This is a genomic window from Winogradskyella wandonensis (genome assembly GCF_004346845.1).
GTDB classification, from domain to species: domain Bacteria; phylum Bacteroidota; class Bacteroidia; order Flavobacteriales; family Flavobacteriaceae; genus Winogradskyella; species Winogradskyella wandonensis.
In genome coordinates, this window is sequence record NZ_SMGI01000001.1 from 520,420 (window position 1) to 543,252 (window position 22,833).

Below are 22,833 nucleotides of genomic sequence, written 5' to 3' on the forward strand. Positions count from 1 at the left end.
CTTTTTTTATTTAAAATTTCTTTTATGCCTGCATCTCTGAAACAACACGGTTAACAATCTCAAGTGCTTTATTTAATTCTTCGTTATTCACAAAAACTTCTTGGAATCCTTGATTTATAGAGCCGTAGCCAGCAAGTCTTTGCGACTCACCTTCATCTTTTATTATAGGGATAATTCCCGCAGCTTCAAGTTCAGCTTTAACCCGTGTTACTAAAATAAAATTCCCGCCGTAAACTTTCACAAATTCTGAAGTATCCATAACCTAACGATTTAAAATTATATCATATAAGTTACAAAAAATATCAGAATGTTACATATTACTAAGCATTAAAATATTTACTATTCCAGATGGCGTGATTAAAGTTTTTTCCAGCAGCAAAGCCATAATATATTACAATAGCAGCTATCGATTTAAAAATAAAAAAGAAAATCATTCCTGCCTGTGACGCATTTGGTTTGTTAGAAAAAACACCTTCAGGAAATAAGGCTGTAGCCAAAATGCTTACTAAAAAAACAGTAAAAATAAGATTACCGAAATTTTTATAAGGCCACATCAATAGCTTTCTAAAAGGATTAAGGTCATTTCCCCACTTGTGTACCAAATAATAATACCCATTTCCTATTGGTGCAAAAAGAAGCGGGTCGTCTGCATTTTCGAGTTTAAAAAGTTTAGAAGGTGCAATAATTTTAAAACCTTTTAATTCGGTTTTATGTTTCTTTTCTAAGTCTTTAATTTTTGTAATTGCTTCGTAAGGCAGCTTGCCTTTAAAAAAGCGCGAGTCTAAAAAGCGGAGACGATAATCAATACATATTTTTTTAATATCGTCTAAATGATAGATATGTTCTGTTTCTAGCAAATCGAAATCAAAAGCATTTCTGTCATTTGCGCGCCCATTAGAAAGTGTATCCTCAATCCTTGCTTCGAGATTATTGTCTTCTTCTAAAATAGATTTTACAGCTTCTAAAATGGATTCTGGGGATTTATTTTTCTCTTTTAAGCGCTTAAGTTTCTCCTCAATGTTTGTCTTTTTCAATAACATAGCGTTTTTATTTATAAAAGTACGTATCAAAATAATAGCGAGCAAGTCTTTAACATTCGTGTTTAATTAATGCTTAAATTTATGGGAGAATATAAACGATTGGTTAAACAAAATTCGATTATAAGATTTGTATAGGCAATCGTAAATGTATCTACTATAGAAAACACTTATAAAAAAATAAAGAGATAATATGTCACTTTATAAAAGGAGCTTCATTATTTAATAATTTTAGAAATCTTAAAAAATCGAATTTTAAAACTAACACCTATGGATAACAAGAATAATTTCGACATTAATAGCAGCAATGCAGACAAATGCCCTTTTTTAAGCGGGAAGCAAAAGAATAGTGCGGGTCATGGTACCAAAAATAGAGATTGGTGGCCTAATGAGCTAAAATTGAATATTCTTCGTCAACATGCTAAGAAAAATAACCCTTATGGTGAAGATTTCGATTACGCAAAAGCGTTTAGCAGTATTAACTACGACGAATTAAAGCAAGATTTACGCAACTTAATGACCGATTCGCAAGATTGGTGGCCAGCAGATTACGGACATTACGGCGGATTAATGATTCGTATGGCATGGCACAGTGCTGGTACTTATAGAGTTGGTGATGGTCGAGGAGGCGCAGGTACAGGCAACCAACGATTTGCACCAATTAACAGTTGGCCAGATAACGGTAATTTAGATAAAGCACGTTTATTATTATGGCCAATAAAGCAAAAATATGGTGCTAAATTATCTTGGGCAGATTTAATGATATTAGCCGGAAATGTGGCTCTAGAGTCAATGGGATTCCCAACCTTTGGTTTTGCCGGAGGACGCGAAGATATTTATGAACCAGAGCAAGATGTGTATTGGGGAAGCGAAACCGAATGGGGAGAAAATGCCGCACGTTACGATGGTGAAAAAGACCCTACAAAACGTGATTTAGAAGACCCACTCGCAGCTGTGATGATGGGTTGGATATACGTAAACCCAGAAGGACCAGACGGAAATCCAGACCCAATAGGTTCTGCACACGATGTGCGCGAAACCTTTGGTCGTATGGCAATGAATGATGAAGAGACTGTTGCCTTAGTTGCTGGTGGTCATACCTTTGGAAAAGCACACGGCGCGGCAGACCCAGGTAAATATGTAGGTGCTGAGCCTCATGGTGCAACAATGGCAGAAATGAGCACAGGTTGGAAAAATAGTTACCAGTCAGGCGTTTTAGAAGATGCAATTACATCAGGAATTGAAGGTGCATGGACGCCAAATCCAACACAATGGGATGCCGATTATTTTGATGTGCTTTTAAACTACGATTGGGAGTTAACTAAAAGTCCGGCGGGAGCGTATCAGTGGACACCTACTGCCGAATCTAAGGCGCGTATGGCACCTAGAGCTGGTGGAGAAGGACAGCAAGCCTTGATGATGACAACCGCAGACATTGCCTTAAAAACAGACCCTGCTTATTTAGAAATTTCTAAGCGTTTTCATAAAGACCATAAAGCTTTCGAAGATGCTTTTGCCCGTGCATGGTTTAAACTCACACACAGAGATATGGGGCCAAAAGACCGCTATATAGGTCCAGAAGTGCCAGCTGAAGACTTAATTTGGCAAGACCCAGTGCCTAAAGTTAATTATACCTTGAGCGACTCGGATATAGAGTCATTAAAGAAAATGATTTTAGCGTCTGGATTATCAGTTTCAGAACTGGTTAAAACGGCTTGGGCATCCGCTTCGACATACAGAGACTCTGATAAGCGTGGTGGTGCTAATGGCGCGCGTATAGCATTAGAGCCTCAGCGTAGTTGGAAAGTTAATAACCCAGAAGAATTAGAGAAAGTACTAAATGTTTATAGAGGTATTCAAAACGAATTTAATGGCGAAATTTCTCTTGCAGATTTAATTGTATTGGCAGGAAATGCTGGTGTTGAAGAAGCCGCACGCAAAGCTGGGCACGATATTGAAGTTCCTTTTGCACCTGGTCGTGGCGATGCCACTCAAGAAATGACAGATATAGAACAATTTAACTACTTAAAACCAGTAGGTGACGGTTTTAGAAATTATCAGAACGCCAACGCAGATGTAAAAGCCGAAGATTTACTTGTAGATAAAGCCAACCTTATGGCGCTTACTATACCAGAAATGACAGTACTTGTTGGTGGTATGCGAGTTTTAGGTACAAATTATGATAATTCTGAATACGGTGTGTTTACCGATAGTGTAGGTGAGCTATCTAATGACTTTTTTAAGAATATTTTAGACATGACATATACGTGGAGTGCAACTTCGGACGCAGAAACACATTTCGAAGGTCGCGACCGCAGAACGGGCGAAGTAAAATTTAAAGGGACTCGTGCAGATTTAATTTTTGGTTCTAATACAGAATTAAGAGCAGTTTGTGAAGTCTATGGTGCTTCAGACGGTGAGAAAAAGTTTGTTAACGACTTTGTTGCTGCTTGGACTAAAGTGATGAATGCGGACCGTTTTGATATTAAATAAACCGATGTAACTTAACAAAAAAGGAATGTATCTTTAACGGATACATTCCTTTTTTTATTAACTGTTTATTATGAATGCTACAGAACTATTTTTCGATACGATTAGAAAGGGTTTTAACGATAGATTAGAAGCTCAAATTGCTCATAGTCCAAATGTGGTTAATTCCAAAGATGCTAGGGGTTTTACGCCGTTGATATTTGCCACGTATTTTGGTAATGAAAGCGCAGCTGATATTTTGTTAGCGCACGGAGCAGATGTGGATGCTAAAGATGCATCAGGAAATACAGCTTTACTAGGTGTTTGTTTTAAAGGTAATGCTGTTTTAGCGAATAAGCTTATTGACTATAAAGCAGATGTGAATGCTACAAATAATGAAGGCGTAACACCATTAATTTATGCCGTAATGTATAATCATGAAGCTGTAGTTAAACTTTTATTAAAGCATAAAGCCGATGTTTCTATTAAAGATAACTCTGGTAAGACAGCAAAGGATTATGCTAGTGAAAAAGGATATAGTGCAATTGCAGAATTTCTTAAATAAAAAAAGCCGCTACACTTCGACTCAGCTAAGTGACCAGCGGCTTTTTTGTTTAGCGATAGATAATTAGTTGTCAATCGAACCCATGACGCGTTGCATAAAACTATTTAAAGCGTCTTTTTGTGGTGTTCCTTCTTTAATCATTTTATTTACTTCTAGAGCACCATACATGTTAGAAATTAACTCACCGATGACATCTAACTCCTCGTCTTTAAGAGAAGGGATTTCGGTTAAGTTTTCTAGAGTTTCTATCGTTTCGACAACAAAATCTTCGTCATTTTCGTTGATAAATTGCGTCAAATGTTTAATAACAGGTAACTTCATAATTAAATAGCTTCGGCAACTAAGTCTTTTAAAACCTCGAACTTGTTAGTTTGTACTTGGTTTTTAAATTCACCTTTCTTAAATGTTGCAAAGGTTGGCAGATTATCAACTGTTGCTAGTTTTCTACTTTCAGGAAACTTTTCGGCATCAGCGATAATAAAAACCGTATTCTCATTTTCTGAAGCTAGTTTTTTAAATTTTGGCTTCATAATACGACAATTGCCACACCATGATGCAGAATACTGCACAACAACAGTATCGTTTTCTGCAACGATGTCTTGCAAATTATCTTGACTTAATTCTTGAATCATAGCTTATTAATCTTAATTTAATTGTGCAGCTAAATATTGCGCTGTACTACTTGCGTTAGCTTGCATTGCTTCTTTACCTTCTTCCCAATTTGCAGGACAAACTTCGCCTTTCTCCTGTACATGTGTTAAAGCATCTACTAAACGAATATATTCTTGTACGTTTCTGCCTAAAGGCATGTTATTAATACTCTCGTGTTGTACGGTACCTTCTTCGTCGATAATATAAGTAGCACGATAAGTTACGTTATCACCTTCTACTTGAACTGTTCCAGTTTCTTCGTCGTAAACTTCATTAGTAATGTCTAAAATACCTAAGATACTAGATAAGTTTCTGTTACTATCGGCTAAGATTGGATACGTAACACCTTCAATACCTCCATTGTCTTTAGACGTGCTTAACCAGGCAAAGTGTACCTCTGGCGTATCGCAAGACGCACCAATTACGATTGTATTTCTTTTTTCGAACTCTCCTAATGCTGCCTGAAACGCATGCAATTCTGTTGGACAAACAAATGTAAAGTCCTTTGGGTACCAGAATAATACAACTTTTTTATTGTTCTTTTTTGCTTCTTCTAATACATTGATTTTAAATGTATCTCCCATTTCGTTCATAGCATCTACACTAATATTTGGGAATTTTTTTCCTACAAATGACATATTTTTACGTTTTAAATTGTTGATTTATTATTAAAGTGCAAAATTACAACTAAAACACGCCTTATAAAAGGATAGGTGAATAGGAAATACTTATTGTAAAATAAGGGTTTGCAATAGATTTAGTGTTAAAGCATTAAACCTGTTAAGATGATAATTTAATAGTGTTAAAATTGTAAGATTAGCAAAAAAGAGTAGCCAATTTTGTCAGATTCTTACTTCGATTCTTTTAACATTTTTATTTTAATTCTAAAAGCAGCAAAAAGTAGTGTTGTAAAAGGACTTAACCAGTTAAAAATAGCATAGAAGAAGTATTGCGAAACATCAACCCCAAGTACACCACTCTGGTAAGCACCACACGTATTCCAAGGAATTAAAACAGAGGTTACCGTACCTGAATCTTCTAATGTACGACTTAGATTTTGGGGCGCTAAACCTTTATCTTCATAAGCTTTTTTAAACATTTTACCAGGAATAACGATGGCTAAATATTGGTCTGATGCAATGGCGTTTAAGCCCAAACAGCTAATCACTGTGCTGGCGAATAATCCAAATACACTAGATGCAACGGACAACAAGGCATTTGTTATTCTTGATAATGCACCTATTCCGTCCATAATGCCACCAAATACCATAGCGCATATGATTAAAAATATAGTCCATAACATGCCATTCATACCACCAGAACTAAACAGTTCATTTAAAGCTGTATTATCGGTTGCAACCGATGTATCAGTTAAAATGGCATTTATAATGGCAGAAAAGTTAGAGTCCGACAATTTAGATAAAACTTCTGGCTGAAAAATTAATGCGAAAATCGCAGCCAAAATTACGCCAGAAAGTAGCGCTATTAGAGGTTTGGTTTTAGCCAATATTAAGGCGATAACTACAATAGGAACAAGAAATAACCATGGTGTTATATTAAAGGTGTTGTTAATTGAAGTCAATAAGTTGCTAATATCGGCGTTTCCTGTTGGTTCAATCGATGCGCTAATGATTCCAAATACAATAAGCGTAACGACTATTGTGGGCACAGTAGTTAAAGACATATATTTAATATGTGTAAATAAATCGGTGCCAGCCATTGCAGGAGCCAAATTTGTAGTGTCACTTAAGGGTGACATCTTATCACCAAAATAGGCGCCAGATATTACAGCTCCAGCAATCATACCAGGTGAAATACCTAGTGCCGTACCAATACCCACTAAAGCAATACCTACTGTTGCCGAAGTTGTCCAAGAGCTACCTGTGGCTATCGAAATTATGGCTGCGATAATAACCGATGCGGGTAAAAATATCTCTGGACTTAGTACTTGTAAACCGTAGTAGACCATTGCAGGAATAACACCACTTATTAACCAGGTTCCTGCCAGAGCGCCAACTAAAAATAAAATTAATATCGGTACAAATACACTTTTAAGATTTTCCCAAATCTCAGAGACCATTGTACTAAAAGAGACCTTATTAAAGAAACCAACTCCAGCAGCTACACCACCACCAATAAGTAATATGATTTGATTTGTATATGCCCCAAACCATTCTTGACCATCAACAAAAAAGATATTATAAGCTAAAAGTGCCATTAAAATAATTACAGGCACCAATGCTTCCCAAATATTCAGTTCTTTATTGGTAACGATATTTTGGTCATTGGCTTTAAAGTTCTTATCGTTTTGGTCTTGCATTTGTTATTAGTTTAGTTGCGTAATGTTACGATTTTGAAGAACGATATGCAAATTGAAATTCTGGTCAAAGCTTTTCTTCAACAATACTTTTTTGACAATTTGTAGTTTTTTAGAGGTTGTAGTTTGTAATTTCGTTAAGCGATGGATTCACTAACTCAAATTGTGCTAGGAGCCGCCTGTGGAGAAGCGGTTTTAGGGAAAAAGATTGGCAATAAGGCTTTGTTGTTTGGGGCTATTGGCGGTACAATACCCGATTTTGATGTTTTTGTTGGCGCATTATTGCATAGTAACGAAATCCAGGCAATGGCCTTTCATCGTGGATTTATGCATTCTATATTATTTTCAGTCATTGGTGCATTTACTTTTGGATGGCTATTTTTTAAGCTCTATAACAAGGGAAAACGAAAACAGACTACAATATTACAAGATTGGCAAAAACTATTTTTTTGGTCGCTATTTACACATCCCATTCTAGATAGCTTTACACCATATGGCACACAGCTATTTTCGCCTTTTTCAGATTACAGGGTGGCATTTAATACTATCGCCGTTGTTGACCCGCTTTACACAATACCTTTTCTCATTAGCCTCATTGTACTTATGTTTTTTAAGCGCACACAAATTAAAAGAAAATTATGGTGGCGAACAGGTGTTATAGTAAGTTCAGTTTATTTACTATTGACGGTTTTTAATAAGTTTTACGTCAGTTCGGTTTATAGATCATCATTAGAAACTAATGCTATTAAATTTAAACGTTTTCAGACGCAACCTACTATTTTTAATAATATTCTCTGGTATGGTGTTGCCGAAAATGACACGGCATATTACGTTGCATTCTATTCGTTATTAGACAACAAAAAAGTAATTACCGATTGGGCTAAAATAGATAAACAGCATGAGCTTTTGCCAATGTCGGATGAAGACTTGTCAACCTTAGCATGGTTTAGTAACAACTATTTCAGTATTAGACCTTCTGAAAACCAAAATGAGTTTATCTATAGCGATTTGCGTTATCCACTACTTGACCCTAATGATGCAAAAACATCATTATTTACGTTTCGTGTATTTAACAATAACGGGCGTTGGGATTTAAAAAATAATCGGCCAGAAATTAATGAAGACGCATCGTTCTCTTCTGTTTTTGGAGCTATGATAGACCGTTTAAAAGGGAAATAACATTCTAACTAGGCTATTTCAGTTTCTAAAATACCAAGTTCAGTCATGCATTGATGCATCATATCAAAAGTACGTTCTATATCAGCATCTAAACCAATGGAGAATCTTATCAATCCGTCGCTCAGTCCCATTTCGGCTTGTTCATCTTCAGGAATTTCTGAAGACGTAGAACTTCCTGGAGCTGAGAATAATGTTTTATAGAAACCTAAACTTACAGCGAGGTAACCTAGATTTCGTTCTTGCATTAATTCCATAAGTGTATTGGCTTTATCTAATGAGCCAACATCTATAGTAAGCATGCCACCAAAGCCATATTCAGGATTCATCATAGACTTAAATAATTGGTGTGATGGATGAGACTCTAGGCCAGGATATACAGTTTTTAGTCCAGCATTTTCAAACTTTTTTGCGAGATAGCTTGCATTTTTACTGTGCTGTTGCATTCTAATATGTAACGTTCTTAGATTTTTTAATACTGAAGCCGAACGTAAGCTATCCATCGTAGAACCTAAGAGCATGGCAGCACCGTCATTTACATTTCGTAATTGGTCTATAAACTCTTGAGTCCCGCAGACTACACCGCCAACAGTATCACTTGTACCATTAATGAATTTGGTTAAGCTGTGAATTACAACGTCTGCGCCTAATTTTTTTGGTGAAATGGATAAAGGCGAAAACGTATTATCGACTACCAATTGTAAATTATATTTTTTTGCCAATTTTGCTAGGCCCTTAATATCAGCAACTTCTAAAAGCGGATTGCTAACAGATTCACAGTACAAAACTTTAGTTTTTGGTGTAATAGCAGCTTCTACTATATCTAACTTTGTGATGTCAACGAAAGACGTGCTAACGCCTAATCTTGGTGCAAAATTCTTAAGAAATGCATAAGTTCCGCCATAAATTGTTCGGCTACTAACTATATGCTCACCACTTCCGCAGAGCTGTAAAAGAACAGGTGTAATTGCTCCCATACCAGACGCTGTGACTGTGGCTGTTTCTGTACCTTCCATAGCAGCTAAAGCTTCACCTAAATATAGGTTTGAAGGCGAGGAGTGACGCGAATAGAGATAGCAACCTTCCGCATTACCTTCAAATGTATCAAACATTGTTTTTGCGGACAAAAAAGTATAGGTAGAAGAATCTGAAATTGAGGGATTGACACCTCCAAATTCTCCGAAGTATTGTAAATCTTGAATATTATTTGCGGGTTTAAAAGCCATGATTGTAGAGTTTAAATTGATATGTAAAATTCAGTAGAATAAGAATAAAAATCAACCGATATTTTATTTTATAGTAAATAAATCTGTTTTTAATTGATTATTTAATCATATTATCTAAATTTATACTGTTTTATTTAAATATTAACGAAAATTTTTCGCCTATGCATCTAGACCAGACAGATAAAACGCTCTTAAAACTACTTCAAAAAGACTGTAAACAAACTAATAAAGCTTTATCTAACGTTTTAGGGCTTTCGGTAACTGCTGTTTACGAGCGCATACGGAAACTAGAAAATCTTGGAGTTATTAACAACTACGTTGCATTACTAAATAAAGAGCGCGTTGACAAAAGTTTTGTAGCATTTTGCCATGTTAAACTCGTGCAACATTCACAAGACTATGTCGTAAAGTTCGAGCGTGAAGTTGCAAAATTGCAAGAAGTTCTCGAATGCTACCATATTAGTGGCGATTACGATTATATTTTAAAAGTTTTGGTTAAGGATATGCAGGAATTCAGAACATTTATGGTGGAAAAGTTAACTAAGATAAATCATATTGGTAGTACACATAGTATGTTTGTAATTAACGAGGTTAAGCACACCACAACAATCTCAGTTTAAGATGAAAACCACGAATTATAAGTCGTTAGAGCTGTTCATCGCCTTCGTGTTGGTGCCGGTTAGTTTCGCATTAGATTATGCGCTTATATTAAAACTAATCGTTGGCTTCGTTGGGTTTGTCTACATTTTATTTGTATTAATTAGGATAGAAAGGATTGGACTAAAAATTTCAAGACAACTCAATTGGAAGCAATTTTGGAGAGATACGATTATAAAACTAGCAATTATAGCAGTGCTCACTCACATATATATGTGGTTTTATGACTCAACGAATCTTTATGTAGTCGTAATTAATAAACCATTACTTTGGATTGCCATTGTGTTTGTGTATTCGTTTTTTTCGGTTTATCCACAAGAGTTAATTTATAGAACGTTCTTTTTTAAGCGATACGACAGTCTTTTTCAGAATAAAACATTATTTCTGTTTATTAATGCTGCTTTATTTTCATTAGGACATATTTTCTTTAAGAATACGATGGTTATGATTTTAACATTTATTGGAGGGCTTTTGTTTGCACTAACTTTCAATAAAACCAAGTCAACTGTTCTAGTGTCTATAGAGCATGCTATCTATGGTTGTTGGTTGTTTACAGTTGGTATGGGAGAAATGCTTGGATTTCCAACTTAATTTGTTGTGTAGGCAACCATTGTTAAATAATTGACGTCTTAAGAGTAGAGCACTTATTTTTAGGCTTTCAATTTAAAAACAATACAGATATAAATTCAAAAGAAAGATGAAGAAACTATTACTACTACTTAGCCTTTTTGTTCTAATATTTTCCTGCGGAAGTATAGAAAGTTATAATGAAGCTGTAACAAAGTTACATCCTGTCGAAGACTTACAAGACGATGTAGATGCAGTTTATAAACAACTTAAACGACTTCATCCACGTCTGTATCAATTTACGCCAAAAGAAACTTTAGATTATAAATTTGATAGTCTTAAAGCGGCGATAGATAAGCCAATGACCAGCCGTGATTTTTATAAAGCGTTAGCTAAAGTGACTAAGTATGTGGGGCAAGGTCATATGTCCGTATCTCCACCTTCAAAACGATTTAATAAACAAGAACGAAAGGCAAATAATAAACTAAAATTTGATATCAATAATCTTGAAACTGAGTATGTCGATGATGCACTTATTATAAGTAGAGCAAGAGGAAACGACTCTCTATTATTACACGCTGAAATTCTTGAAGTAGATGGTAAAAATCCGCGAGATTTAATTCGTAAATTCAAGAAAACTATAGCCTCAGACGGTTATAATATCACCTTTCATCAACGTGTTGCGGGTAAGCGTTTCTTTGGTTATTACAATCGCGATATTGGACGTTTTGATAGTATTACGCTAAAGTTGAAAAATGAAGATTCTACATTTTTCAAAAAATACAAGCGCATCCCAAAAGCTAAGAAGAAAACCGAGAAAGACTCCATAAAACTAGACTCTTTAAAGGAAATTAAGCCGAAAAAATTAACCAAAGCTGAAAAGAAAGCAAAAAAACTTAAAGCAAAGAAACAACGCAAAGACCGACAGAAATATGGTTACAATTACACAACTAAATTAAACAACAGAAATCTCTCTTTTGTTGGTAAAGATAGTACTGTAGCCTTACTAAAAATTAGAGGTTTTAGTAATGGTAAATACAAAGATTTCTATGAAGAAACCTTTGCAATGCTGGATTCTTTAGATACAAAAGATTTAGTCATAGATTTAAGAGATAATTTTGGAGGACGCCTTAACGAAATCATGACTTTGTATTCGTATTTAACGGATGAAAACTTCACTTTGATTAATAAAAGCGAAGTTAACAGTCGAATTCCTATTCTTAAAACAGCAATGAGTAATACATCTTCCGTTGGGCAGAAGGTTTTTTATAGTGTTTTGTCGCCATTTATTGTCGTGCATAATTTGCTAAGGACAAGCAAAAAAGATGGGCAGTTGTATTACAAATTTAAAGCAGCAAAGGAAAGAGAGCCAAATCCACTTAATTTTAAAGGTAACGTGTATGTGTTAATTAATGGAAACTCATTTTCGGCATCTTCAATCTTATCTACACAGCTTAAAGGAAGTAACCGAGCCACTTTTGTAGGAGAGGAAACTGGTGGCGCTTACAACGGAACAGTTGCGGGCTATTACAAAGTTTATGAGTTGCCAAATACCAAAGTCCGCGCTAGAATTGGTTTAATGCATATCGATAGTAAGTTTAAAATAGAGCCAGATGGTTACGGTGTAAAACCAGATGTAGAGATTATTCCAACCTACCAAGACCGTCTAAATAATATCGACCCAGAATTGGAATGGGTTTTAAAGGATATTGAGAGTAAGAAGTAGTAATCAGTAAGCAGTAGACAGTCGCAGTAACAGAAATAAATTTTCAGTAAAAGTGTTAGTGAAAATTTAGTGAGATTGGTGTCAAGCTTTTCACAGTATCTATGCATAAATTCTCTAAAGTTAAGTATTGTAGTTTTCGAAAAGTCGCAAAAGCGCTAAGCCGTAAAGAAAACATTCGTGAAAATTCGTGAAATTCGTGTCAAAATATTTCTGTAATTCACTCTGTAAACATCAATAAATATCCATTTCAAAATTCGTAAATCTTTTTCTAAGTTGTATTTTTGTGCACAGTTAAGATGTCTTGCTGAGCTTGTCGAAGCATCTCTTTTTTAAACACAAATACAAAATTTATGAATTCATACGATGTCGTAGTTATAGGTTCTGGTCCTGGTGGATATGTTGCAGCAATCCGTTGTGCACAACTAGGAATGAAAACCGCAATAATCGAAAAATATTCAACACTTGGTGGTACATGTCTTAATGTAGGCTGTATTCCTAGTAAAGCACTTTTAAGTTCTTCGCATCATTATGAAGAAGCAACCAAGCATTTTGCGGACCACGGCATTGAAATTCCTGGAGATATCAAGGTGAATTTAGAAAAAATGATTGCGCGTAAGCAATCGGTTGTAGACCAAACGACTGGCGGAATTGATTTCTTAATGAAGAAAAACAAAATCGATGTTTACGAAGGTTTAGGATCTTTTAAAGATGCTACGCATGTAAATATTGCTAAAAATGATGGTTCTACAGAAACGATTGAAGGAAAAAACATCATCATAGCTACAGGAAGTAAGCCAAGTAACTTACCTTTTATAAAGCTAGATAAAGAGCGCATAATAACTTCTACAGAAGCCTTAAAACTTAAGGAAGTACCTAAACACATGATTGTTATTGGTGGCGGTGTTATTGGTCTAGAGCTTGGTCAAGTGTATTACAGACTTGGTGCCGACGTTACAGTAATCGAGTACATGGACCGTATTTTGCCAACCATGGATGCAGGTTTATCTAAAGAATTAAACAAAGTCTTTAAAAAGGCGAAGTGTAATATGATGATGTCTCACAAAGTGCAATCTGTCGAGCGTAAAGGTGACGAAGTGATTGTTAAAGCCGAAAACAAAAAAGGCGAAGTTGTTGAGTTTAAAGGCGATTACTGCTTAGTCTCTGTTGGTCGTCGTCCATATACGGACGGCTTAAATGCTGAAGCGGCAGGCGTTAAAATTAATGATAGAGGTCAGGTTGAAGTAAATGAGCATTTACAAACATCAGTGTCTAATATCTATGCCATTGGAGATGTTGTGCGCGGTGCCATGTTAGCTCATAAAGCTGAAGAAGAAGGCGTGTTTGTTGCTGAAACTTTAGCAGGCCAAAAACCACATATCGATTATAACTTAATACCTGGTGTGGTTTATACATGGCCAGAAGTTGCTGCTGTTGGTAAAACAGAAGAAGAACTAAAAGCAGATAATGTAGACTATAAAGTAGGGCAGTTTCCATTTAGAGCTTTAGGACGTGCACGTGCTAGTGGAGATATCGATGGATTTGTAAAAATATTGGCGGATAAAACTACTGACGAAGTTTTAGGTGTACACATGATTGGAGCACGTTGTGCCGATTTAATTGCCGAAGCCGTAACCGCTATGGAGTTTAGAGCCTCTGCCGAAGATATTTCGCGTTATTCTCATGCACACCCAACATTTGCCGAGGCCATTAAAGAAGCGGCATTAGCTGCGACTGATGATAGAGCATTACATGTTTAAATTTTAAAATTCACTATGAAGATATTACTAGCCGCTCTATTAATTATCCCTTTTCTGTCTTTTGGTCAAGTGTCTCAAGATGAAAAAGAAGAAATAGAAACTTACGCGCTTGAGATTTGCGACTGTTTTAATAATGTTCTTAAGGAGTTGCATCCAAAAGCTATAGAAGCTATAACTATTTATGCTTCAGAGGGCGAGCAAAAGATGCAGGAGTATGTTGTTAAAGTTCTGGCTGAGGAAAGCGATGCAGAGAAGCAGGCTTTTATGGAATCTTTTCAATCTATGCAGGAATCTCCTTTTTTAATAAAACTTCAGAGGTGCGACGCTTCTGCTACGAAAAATGAAGCATTAAAAGAGAAAATGGACGATTCTAATTCAGAGGTTAGTAAATATTTAATAAATTATTTAGGTAAAGAAGACTCTTGTAAACTGTTTAAATTTTTCTACGATTTAGGAACTAATCAAAATTAAAACTACCAGTAATCGATAATCAATTTGAATACATAGCGAATCACTAAGATTCGCTTTTTTATTAAATGCCAAGTCTTTTCATACCTAAACGCCTCTTATAAAAAAGTTTTAACTTCGCAAACTACGATTTAGCCTTTACAAATAGGGCTAATAATGTATTTACCTTGTAAACGCCTTAAAATAAGCATGACAGATATCGCAATCATCCCGCTAGCGCTTACAGTGATGTTAGGACCACAAATTTTGGTTGGAATGTTATTAATTACTAGAAAAGACCCCGTTAAAAGTTCTTTAATTTACATTCTTGCCGTTATGCTTGCTTTGGTATTATCAACCTATTTGTATTACACTTTAGCACGTGTGTTTAATTTTCATACTATCTCTATTGGTGGTCGACCAGTAATTAAGCACATTTTAATTGTAGTATTTGTAGCTTTAATTATACGTTCTATCGTAAATCGTAAAAAGATAACAGAACCGCCAAAATGGATGAAAGGTATTTCAACTGCTTCATTAGGTAAAATTTTTATAATTGGTTTTTGTCTCATCGCATTAATGCCAACAGATATAGCTATTACACTAACTATCGGTAATCTTTTAAATACTAATGCAAGTTTGTTTACAGAGGCTCTTCCGTTTTTTGGAGCTGTTCTATCTATTGCACTTCTGCCATTATTTATATATTTTTCTTTAGGCCAAAGTGGACCAGAAAAACTAGAAAAAACTAATATTTGGCTGAATACTCATGGTTACCTCATTAATATAATTGTTCTTTCCTTCCTCATAGTCTTAATGATTTAATAATTAATAAAACTTTATGTACGTTTTATCTTACTAGGAATTGCTTATTTCTTTTAATATATTAGTGCAACATTAAATAAGTAAGCACTAAAATTCAGTGCATTAAGCCGTTTATTCAACCATAACACCACCATTAAAAATGAAAAAAATCACTTATCTCGTTGTAGCCTTAGTACTATTAGGATGTCAAAACAACCAATCGTTCGACAGCAATTTGCTAAATCCCGAGGTCATTGACCATAATGTTCCTTTGAAAGTTGAGCCTTATGCAGATGAAAACATATTGAAAAATTTAGCACCCATAAGAGCACGATTCGACAATTTTGCTATAACCGAAGACAGCGAATTTATAAATGACCGAATGACGTCTTTTGGCAAACAAATGCCAAAAACCATTTATGAGCCTGTCAAGGATAAGGCTTTTTTAATGTCAGGTTGGCAATTAACGTCAACATTGATTGTTGTTGGAGATGTTGGGTTAATTGTTGTAGATCCTGGAGAAAGTGATGAAGCCTCAGAAAGAATTTTAAACGATTTCAGAAAAGAAACTAATATTCAATTACCAGTTAAGGCTGTCGTTTATACCCACAGACATCCAGACCATTCTTTTGGTTCGGCTGGAATGGGTGTAACACAAGAGCAAGTAGATAACGGCGAGGTTAAAATTTTTGCACATCACCAGTTTATGGAATACCTCGCTAACGATGCTAGTGTGGTTGGGTCTATATTAACAGAACGTACCGCTTATGGAGGTGCTACATATTTGGGTCAAAATGAAAAAGGTCTTGTTCATGCTGGTTTAGGACCAACATTTGCAGGTGGTAAAATTTCATTTTACAGCCCAACAGATATTGTAAAAGGAGAATTAAAAGCTGACGTAGCTGGAGTTAAAATGGTGCTGTTTGAAGCCTATGGTGATGCAGAAGATGAAATAGATGTTTATTTTCCTGAACTAAGACATGTTCACGGTTCCGAAACCATCCAAGGCGAATCCTTTCCAAATTTATATACCTTAAGAGGAACAAAATATCGCGACTTGGTAAAATGGTATAAAGGTGTAGACAATTTATTAGACTATGCAAAGAAGAGTGATAGTTACAGCCATTCTCATATGCGTTCTTGGGTTGGAAATGATTTTATTGTAGAACGGATTCAAAACTATAGAGATGCCATTCAGTTTACCCACGACCAGTCTATTTACCATATGAATCAAGGTGCTACCAGAGAAGAATTGGTAGGTTTAGTTTCGCTACCAGAACATCTTAAAAAAGACCCTTGGTTACAAGAGTTTTACGGCAGTGTAGAGCATGTTGTTAGAAATGTTTACAACGGCTATTTAGGTTGGTATTCGGGAGATGCCACAGAGCTTGCAACACCATCCTTTAAAAGAAAAGCCAATCTTTATATTTCTGCTATGGGTGGTAGAGATAATGTTTTAAATATTGCGAACAAAGCTTATGAAGCAAAAGACTATGGTTGGGCAATGGAAGTAACTACACATCTTGTACGCTCTAATCCAGAAGACCAAGAAGCAAGAGATTTAAAAGGAAAAGCAATGCAGGCTTGGGGTTATGACCAAGCGAATATTTATTATAGAAATTTTGCATTATCTGGAGCGAAAGAGCTTGACGGCACATTAGATAAATCTGGTGCGTTCGATTTTGCAAATCCTGTTATTATACAACAGTTTGGAATAGGAACAATTCTAGAAAATCTACGTGTAAAAATTGATGCTTCAAAGGCAGTAAATGCAGATTTTAAGATTGGATTTAATATTACAGACCGAAATGAAAAATATGGCTTTCATGTCCGAAACGGAATTGCTGCATTTTATAGATACATTCCAGATAATTCTGATTTAGTAATAGATATACCAAGCCATGTTGTTTACGATTTTGTACTAGGGAAAGGTCGTGTAAAAGATGCAATTAGTAAAGGTGAAGGAACTGCAAACGGTGATGTAAATCAACTAGATACGTTTATGAGCTTCTTCGATTTTAAAAAGGCAGATATAAATTTATCGTCTAGATAATACGTCACTCAATGCGTAATTGAAAACTATTTTTTGTAAAAGACATTGCTTATATCTTAAAGTGTTTAGTCAACTAAATTTGATTTTATATTGGGTCTATAATAACAATTTTAGTGTATTCACAGTAAAAAAATTAATTTTAAATAAAGTATGAAACATTCTCTTTTGACTTTATTGATATTTCTATGTCTTTCAGCTTTTCTAGAAGCTCAAGAGCAAAATAAAGACCATGTCAGCGGCACTCAAGCTAATAATCCATTGGCAAATATGACTGCCTTAAATATCCAAAATTACTATGTGCCAAGGCTTACTGATGCCCAAGAAGATGCATACTTAAATACGTTCTGGTTGCGCTATGCCAAACCATTTTCTAAAGGAAAGCTATTATTAAGGGTATCGGTACCATTTAATACAGTAGCTTTTCCTGATGATACAGGTCTAGTTTCTAGTGAAAATGGACTAGGCGATATTAATGCTTTATTTACATATAATTTTATTTCTAAGCCAACAGCTACAGTCGGTGTGGGACCAGTAATTATAGCTCCTACGGCTGCGAATGACTTCTTAGGCTCTGGAAAATGGCAGGTAGGGTTAGCGCTAGTCGCATTCGTAGTTAAGTCGCGAGAATTTCAATTAGGAGGTTTGGTGACATGGCAAACCTCTGTTGCTGGGGATGATAATCGCGAAGGCACAAATAGTGCTATTATTCAGCCATTTTATTTTTGGCAATTAGGTAAAGGTACATACCTTAGAGGAGCTCCAGCATGGTTTTTTAATATTAAAAATGATGCCTATTCGGTTCCATTTGCATTAGGGATTGGTAAAGTAATTAAAGTTGGAAATACAGTATTTAATTGTTTTATTGAGCCTCAGTATTCAATGCTGCACAAGGGCACACAACCACAATTTCAAATTTTTGCAGGCATAAATTTACAATTTTTAAAATGATTAAAAAATAGAACAAACATCATAAGAAGTAAACAATGATGTTTGTGTCTTCTTTGTCTTGTGTTAAGGTATATGATTAGATTTGTTATTTTAACACTATGAAAAAATTACTTTTTGTTTGGAAACAGCTAAATACTACCTTTTGGTTTTTGCCAACATTTATTATCTGTTTATCCATCGTTCTCGTCATTTTTATTCTAAGACTAGATGAAGTAATTACTATTTCTACCGATGGTTTAGGACGTTTCTTTTTTGTAAATAGTATAGAATCTGCGCGTAGTTTACTTACTACAATTGCAGGAGCTATGATAGGTGTCGCAGGTACTGTTTTTTCTATAACCTTAGTGGCATTATCATTAACAACATCTCAACTAGGGTCACGGCAGATAAGAAATTTTATGTATCACAAGCTCAATCAATTTGTGTTGGGTAGTTATATATCAACATTTGTTTGTTGTGTTATTATTCTTAACGTCGTTAATAAATTTGATAACGGCATATTTATTCCGCATCTAACCATTCTGTTCGCTACAGTTTTGTCTATTGCTAATATTATATTGCTAATCTTTTTTATTCATAATGTCGCAGTAAGTATCCAGGCTAATTCTGTTGTTGCCGAAATTTCAAAAGAACTTTCGGATAACTTAAATACAATGTTTCCCGAATCTTTTGGTGATGAAACTAATAAAACACTTTCTGAAGAAAGCCTAGAGGATACAAAGCTCAATTATCCTATAAAACACGATTTAATTTTAGGAAGTAGTGGCTATCTGCAATACATGGATAATGAGAAATTATTAAGCAAAGCAGAGAAACTTGATGTAATTCTACAAATTGATTGCCGACCAGGAAATTACATGGTGCAAGGTGTAAAAGCAGGTTTAATATACAGTAAGGAAATATTAAGCGAGAAACAGCTACAACAGTTTCAAACTTTTTTTATTACAGGAAATACTAGAACTTCAGAACAAGATGCTGAGCACAGCATTCACCAATTAGTTGAAATAGCATCACGCGCACTATCGCCAGGTATTAACGACCCTTATACCGCAATTGCTTGTATTGATAACTTAACTAAATCTATGGTGTTTCTATCATCAGTAGATTTTCCTTCAAAATATAGGTTAGATAAAAATAATAACTTGAGAGCTATTATACATAATCTTAGCTTCGAGAGCATGCTTGATGCAGCTTTTAATCAAATTAGACAATTTTCAAAAGATTCACCTTCTGTTGTTATTCGACTTATGGATGCCTTAACGACGATCAATAAATTTGTGAAATTAAAGGAGCAAAAAGAAGCTGTAAAAAAACATGCTATAATGGTCCTAAATCTAGGGAAAAATCGTTTTGATGAGCCTAACGACTTTAAAGATTTGGAAAAAAGAGCTAAATCAATTTTAGACTAAAATTGTTCTAATCGTTTTAAAACTTCAGGTTTATAACTTCGGCTAATCGTTAAGGATTGTTCTGCAATAGTAACAAACTCATTGGTAAAGGCTGTTATTTCTTTTATAGCTATAATATAAGAGCGGTGAATACGTAAAAACTGAGATTTGGGCAGTTTAGCTTCTATATTACTAATCGTTTCGCGAGTTACTATAGACCTATCTTTGCAGTGTATTTTAATGTAATCGCTATAACTCTCAATATAGATAATACTTTCAAAATCTATCTTCTGCATTTGTCTATCGGAGCGTACAAAAATAAAATCTTGAGTCTCAGTAGAACTTGAGCTTTCAGAAATTGTTGTGTCAGAAATTTCAAAATAACGGTTAATGGCTTTTGATAAACGCTCAAAAGAAATGGGTTTCATGACATAGTCCACGGCTTGCAAATCAAAACCTTCAACAGCATAATCACGATAGGCCGTTGTAAAAATAACTTTGATGTTTTTGTTTATAGATTTAGCAAAAGCAATTCCAGAAATTTCGGGCATATTAATGTCTAAAAACACCAAATCAATAGCGTTCTGACTAATGGCATTAAAGGCTTCGACGGCATTACTACATTGCGCCACCACAGAAATACGTTCTATTTTAGAAAGGTGTAAAGCAATGATATCTCTTGCAACAGCTTCGTCATCTACTATAATACAATTAATAGCTTTAGCCATGAGGTAACTCTAGATTTAGTTGTACTTGGTAACTATCATTGCTTTCTGAAATGTCCAGTTTGTATTGGCCTTTGTATAGCAATTCTAAACGCTTTTTAATGTTTTCTAAGCCAATACCATTTGGCGTAGATTGGCTTTTTTCATGAGAGTTAGATACGCTGAAATCTATATTTCTACCACTACATTTAAAAGCGATATCAATGTTTAGTTTTCCTTCTAGAATCTTACCGTGTTTAAAACTGTTTTCTACAAATGGTAAAAAAAGCATTGGTGCTACAGAAACGGTATCTGTGCAATTATTAGATGTAAAACTAACATCTAGTGTGTCATTAAAACGCATTTGTTCGAGGTCGATATAATCTTGTATGTGATTAATTTCTTCAGTCAAAGCAACTGAAGGTTTATCTACCTGATATAACAAATAATCCAATAGATTAGAGAGCTTCAGAATCATTTCTGGTGTTGTGTCAGATTTTTTTAGAGCAAAACCATACATCGTATTTAGTGTATTAAACAAAAAATGTGGATGAATTTGCATCTTCAAGTACTTCAGCTCTTGCTCTTTTAATTTTAGTTGTGCTTCCAGTATTTTAGCTTCAAGCTCAGCATTGTATTTGGATTGCTTTAAATTCAACTTTAAGAGTTTAAAAGAGCTAACCACAATGACGACTAGATAAATACAAGCAATAATAAATAGTGTGTTTCGCGTTAACGATTCCACCTTGGTAAACATAAAGTCGGTTAAAAACGCGATACCATAAAATACCGAAAACATAATGCTAAATACAGATATAATTATCGTGTATAAACTATAAAGCCCAAATAGAAAATAACGTTTCGTAACGAGGTAATCGGGTATAAGTTTGTAAACGGAAATGTAAGTAGTGCCAATAGTTATGGGCATTAAAAACAGAGAAAAATAAAAGATATTACTATTAATAGTATTGTCAGCACTAAACGTGAGTGTAAAAAAGAAAAGTATGGCTAACCAAAATAAAACGTGCAGAAGCGCCTGTTTTAATCTATTAGTTGTTGTTTTGTTAGTCTTCACGTTTGTATATTCTCGGCACAATAATAGTTTATTTTTAGGTGCTGAGATTATTTTGTAGACGAATAACAGATTTTGTGCCCGTTTTGACATCTGTGTTAAAACCCGATGGAAATTTGTCGTTGGTCGCATTCTACTTTTTTTAAGCAAATCTCATCTTATGTTTGTTTTAAGTTTAACTAAAAAATATAAATTATGATTGCTTTAATCACATCAAATCCTTTTTTACAACGTCTGAGTGAAGGCGGAACAGGTATGTATTTTATTTTAATAGCCTTTTTGTTATCAATAGTTTTTATAGTCTTGGCTTTTATAAAAAAGAATAAAAATGTGAGGTCATCTAATAAAATGATTGGTTTGGCTGCCGAATCAAGCTTAGTGGCTTTGGTCATGGGATGTTTAGCTTCTGTTATGGGAATTATTGAGTTGTTTGATATGTTAGAAGCTATTGGAGAAACTAGACCAGATTTGTTTGCCGCTGGTATCAAAGTATCGTTATTGACCATAACGTTTGGATTATTCTCTTTCACAGTAGCACGAATAGGCATTTTAGCTTATAAGTGGAGTTTAAATTCAGGCGATAATAAGTAATCAATACATTACTATGAATACTATAAAAACACAACTAGCTTCAATACTAGCATTAGTTTTCCTCTTTTCTTGTGAGCAAAAATCATCATCAAATACATCAGAAAGCGAATTGATAAATAAAATAAATGCTGTGCAACAACAGGTCATGTCGCAAGGAAATATAAGTGAAGAAGAGGAGCAGGCCATGTTAAGTTTATGCAGTATTATGTCAAAGAGTGATGGTTTAGGTGATTATAGTCCAGATAACAGAATGGTATTAAAAGATGTTGATATAGTGCCTGTGTACGAGGGTTGTGAGAAACTTTCTGCTGAAGAAACAAAAGCATGTTTTAACAATAAAGTGACAAAATTTATAAAACGAGAGTTTAATTTGAAGGTGTCTAAAGATTTAAATCTTGCAGAACAAAAGCAAGTAGAAGCTTTTTTTATTATCGATGAAAACGGGAACCGAACTGGGATGAAAGTTAGGGATGCAGAAGTAAACATTCAGGCAGAAATCTTAAGAGTACTCAGAAAGATACCAGTTATGAAACCTGCTATTCACAATGGGACGAATGTTTCTGTATTATGTTCCTTGATAGTTAACTACGGTAATGATATCGAAATTGAGATGGCTTACATTCCTGAAAGGCCAAATAATTAAAAGTTTAATTACTAATCTTAGTGGGTTATTTTGTT

23 protein-coding genes are annotated in these 22,833 nt (G+C 34.8%); 14 read left to right on the forward strand and 9 right to left on the reverse strand.

Features of this window, described 5'->3' with window-relative positions:
• Positions 1 to 22: 22 nt before the first annotated feature.
• Together DFQ05_RS02400 and DFQ05_RS02405 are read right to left on the reverse strand one after the other, a co-directional pair.
• Positions 23 to 259 carry a putative signal transducing protein gene (locus tag DFQ05_RS02400; protein ID WP_132703208.1) on the reverse strand — a complete coding sequence of 79 codons (237 nt, stop codon included), beginning with the start codon at positions 257 to 259 and terminating at the stop codon, positions 23 to 25.
• 61 nt (positions 260 to 320) lie between these two features.
• A complete protein-coding gene (locus DFQ05_RS02405) occupies positions 321 to 1,040 on the reverse strand; it encodes a hypothetical protein (protein WP_132703210.1) in 720 nt (239 codons plus the stop codon).
• Between the two features lie 267 nt (positions 1,041 to 1,307).
• Here DFQ05_RS02405 and katG point away from each other — a divergent pair, with 267 nt between their 5' ends.
• Together katG and DFQ05_RS02415 are read left to right on the forward strand one after the other, a co-directional pair.
• Positions 1,308 to 3,530, forward strand: a complete 2,223-nt coding sequence (katG, locus tag DFQ05_RS02410; protein WP_132703212.1) for a catalase/peroxidase HPI — start codon at positions 1,308 to 1,310, stop codon at positions 3,528 to 3,530.
• Between the two features lie 70 nt (positions 3,531 to 3,600).
• Positions 3,601 to 4,071 (forward strand): ankyrin repeat domain-containing protein, encoded by a 471-nt coding sequence (locus DFQ05_RS02415; RefSeq protein ID WP_132703214.1) that lies wholly within the window; start codon positions 3,601 to 3,603, stop codon positions 4,069 to 4,071.
• A 63-nt stretch (positions 4,072 to 4,134) separates the two neighbouring features.
• On the opposite strand, the gene DFQ05_RS02420 is transcribed toward DFQ05_RS02415, so the two are convergent.
• The 4 genes from DFQ05_RS02420 to nhaC form a co-directional block, all read right to left on the reverse strand.
• Entirely contained in the window at positions 4,135 to 4,392 is a 258-nt protein-coding gene (locus DFQ05_RS02420) for a DUF6952 family protein (protein WP_132703216.1), read from the reverse strand.
• A 2-nt stretch (positions 4,393 to 4,394) separates the two neighbouring features.
• Complete coding sequence (locus DFQ05_RS02425; protein WP_132703218.1) at positions 4,395 to 4,703, reverse strand: thioredoxin family protein; 309 nt, start codon at positions 4,701 to 4,703, stop codon at positions 4,395 to 4,397.
• Positions 4,704 to 4,715: 12 nt separating this feature from the next.
• Positions 4,716 to 5,360 carry a peroxiredoxin gene (locus tag DFQ05_RS02430; RefSeq protein ID WP_132703220.1) on the reverse strand — a complete coding sequence of 215 codons (645 nt, stop codon included), beginning with the start codon at positions 5,358 to 5,360 and terminating at the stop codon, positions 4,716 to 4,718.
• Between the two features lie 212 nt (positions 5,361 to 5,572).
• The gene (nhaC, locus tag DFQ05_RS02435) at positions 5,573 to 7,042 is read right to left on the reverse strand and encodes a Na+/H+ antiporter NhaC (protein WP_132703222.1); all 1,470 of its coding nucleotides are present in this window, start codon (positions 7,040 to 7,042) and stop codon (positions 5,573 to 5,575) included.
• 141 nt (positions 7,043 to 7,183) lie between these two features.
• Here nhaC and DFQ05_RS02440 point away from each other — a divergent pair, with 141 nt between their 5' ends.
• Positions 7,184 to 8,218: a metal-dependent hydrolase gene (locus DFQ05_RS02440; protein WP_132703224.1), complete on the forward strand. Its 1,035-nt coding sequence runs from the start codon at positions 7,184 to 7,186 to the stop codon at positions 8,216 to 8,218.
• Between the two features lie 8 nt (positions 8,219 to 8,226).
• Here DFQ05_RS02440 and DFQ05_RS02445 read toward each other — a convergent pair whose 3' ends face one another.
• Positions 8,227 to 9,441 carry an aminotransferase class I/II-fold pyridoxal phosphate-dependent enzyme gene (locus tag DFQ05_RS02445; protein WP_132703226.1) on the reverse strand — a complete coding sequence of 405 codons (1,215 nt, stop codon included), beginning with the start codon at positions 9,439 to 9,441 and terminating at the stop codon, positions 8,227 to 8,229.
• A gap of 161 nt (positions 9,442 to 9,602) precedes the next feature.
• On the opposite strand from DFQ05_RS02445, the gene DFQ05_RS02450 reads away from it, so the two are divergent.
• The 9 genes from DFQ05_RS02450 (at position 9,603) to DFQ05_RS02490 (ending at position 19,809) form a co-directional block, all read left to right on the forward strand.
• Positions 9,603 to 10,061 carry an Lrp/AsnC family transcriptional regulator gene (locus DFQ05_RS02450; RefSeq protein ID WP_132703228.1) on the forward strand — a complete coding sequence of 153 codons (459 nt, stop codon included), beginning with the start codon at positions 9,603 to 9,605 and terminating at the stop codon, positions 10,059 to 10,061.
• 1 nt (position 10,062) lies between these two features.
• Positions 10,063 to 10,689: a CPBP family intramembrane glutamic endopeptidase gene (locus DFQ05_RS02455; protein ID WP_132703230.1), complete on the forward strand. Its 627-nt coding sequence runs from the start codon at positions 10,063 to 10,065 to the stop codon at positions 10,687 to 10,689.
• 106 nt (positions 10,690 to 10,795) lie between these two features.
• The gene (locus DFQ05_RS02460; protein ID WP_132703232.1) at positions 10,796 to 12,391 is read left to right on the forward strand and encodes a S41 family peptidase; all 1,596 of its coding nucleotides are present in this window, start codon (positions 10,796 to 10,798) and stop codon (positions 12,389 to 12,391) included.
• A 350-nt stretch (positions 12,392 to 12,741) separates the two neighbouring features.
• Positions 12,742 to 14,148: a dihydrolipoyl dehydrogenase gene (gene lpdA, locus DFQ05_RS02465; protein ID WP_132703234.1), complete on the forward strand. Its 1,407-nt coding sequence runs from the start codon at positions 12,742 to 12,744 to the stop codon at positions 14,146 to 14,148.
• 15 nt (positions 14,149 to 14,163) lie between these two features.
• A complete protein-coding gene (locus tag DFQ05_RS02470; RefSeq protein WP_132703236.1) occupies positions 14,164 to 14,619 on the forward strand; it encodes a hypothetical protein in 456 nt (151 codons plus the stop codon).
• Positions 14,620 to 14,805: 186 nt separating this feature from the next.
• Positions 14,806 to 15,420, forward strand: a complete 615-nt coding sequence (locus DFQ05_RS02475; RefSeq protein ID WP_158281887.1) for a GAP family protein — start codon at positions 14,806 to 14,808, stop codon at positions 15,418 to 15,420.
• A gap of 139 nt (positions 15,421 to 15,559) precedes the next feature.
• Positions 15,560 to 17,452: an alkyl sulfatase dimerization domain-containing protein gene (locus tag DFQ05_RS02480; protein WP_132703240.1), complete on the forward strand. Its 1,893-nt coding sequence runs from the start codon at positions 15,560 to 15,562 to the stop codon at positions 17,450 to 17,452.
• A gap of 150 nt (positions 17,453 to 17,602) precedes the next feature.
• Positions 17,603 to 18,400: a hypothetical protein gene (locus tag DFQ05_RS02485; protein WP_132703242.1), complete on the forward strand. Its 798-nt coding sequence runs from the start codon at positions 17,603 to 17,605 to the stop codon at positions 18,398 to 18,400.
• Positions 18,401 to 18,498: 98 nt separating this feature from the next.
• The gene (locus tag DFQ05_RS02490) at positions 18,499 to 19,809 is read left to right on the forward strand and encodes a DUF2254 domain-containing protein (RefSeq protein ID WP_132703244.1); all 1,311 of its coding nucleotides are present in this window, start codon (positions 18,499 to 18,501) and stop codon (positions 19,807 to 19,809) included.
• Here DFQ05_RS02490 and DFQ05_RS02495 read toward each other — a convergent pair.
• Both DFQ05_RS02495 and DFQ05_RS02500 read right to left on the reverse strand, forming a co-directional pair.
• Positions 19,806 to 20,516: a LytR/AlgR family response regulator transcription factor gene (locus DFQ05_RS02495; protein WP_132703246.1), complete on the reverse strand. Its 711-nt coding sequence runs from the start codon at positions 20,514 to 20,516 to the stop codon at positions 19,806 to 19,808. The two genes, DFQ05_RS02490 and DFQ05_RS02495, sit on opposite strands and share 4 nt — an antisense overlap.
• Complete coding sequence (locus tag DFQ05_RS02500) at positions 20,509 to 21,567, reverse strand: sensor histidine kinase (protein ID WP_241974194.1); 1,059 nt, start codon at positions 21,565 to 21,567, stop codon at positions 20,509 to 20,511. Before DFQ05_RS02500 ends, DFQ05_RS02495 begins: the two co-directional genes overlap by 8 nt.
• 192 nt (positions 21,568 to 21,759) lie before the next feature.
• Between DFQ05_RS02500 and DFQ05_RS02505 the strand changes: the two genes are divergently transcribed.
• Together DFQ05_RS02505 and DFQ05_RS02510 are read left to right on the forward strand one after the other, a co-directional pair.
• A complete protein-coding gene (locus tag DFQ05_RS02505; RefSeq protein WP_132703250.1) occupies positions 21,760 to 22,155 on the forward strand; it encodes a MotA/TolQ/ExbB proton channel family protein in 396 nt (131 codons plus the stop codon).
• Positions 22,156 to 22,168: 13 nt separating this feature from the next.
• Positions 22,169 to 22,798, forward strand: a complete 630-nt coding sequence (locus DFQ05_RS02510; RefSeq protein WP_132703252.1) for a hypothetical protein — start codon at positions 22,169 to 22,171, stop codon at positions 22,796 to 22,798.
• Positions 22,799 to 22,833 lie beyond the last annotated feature (35 nt).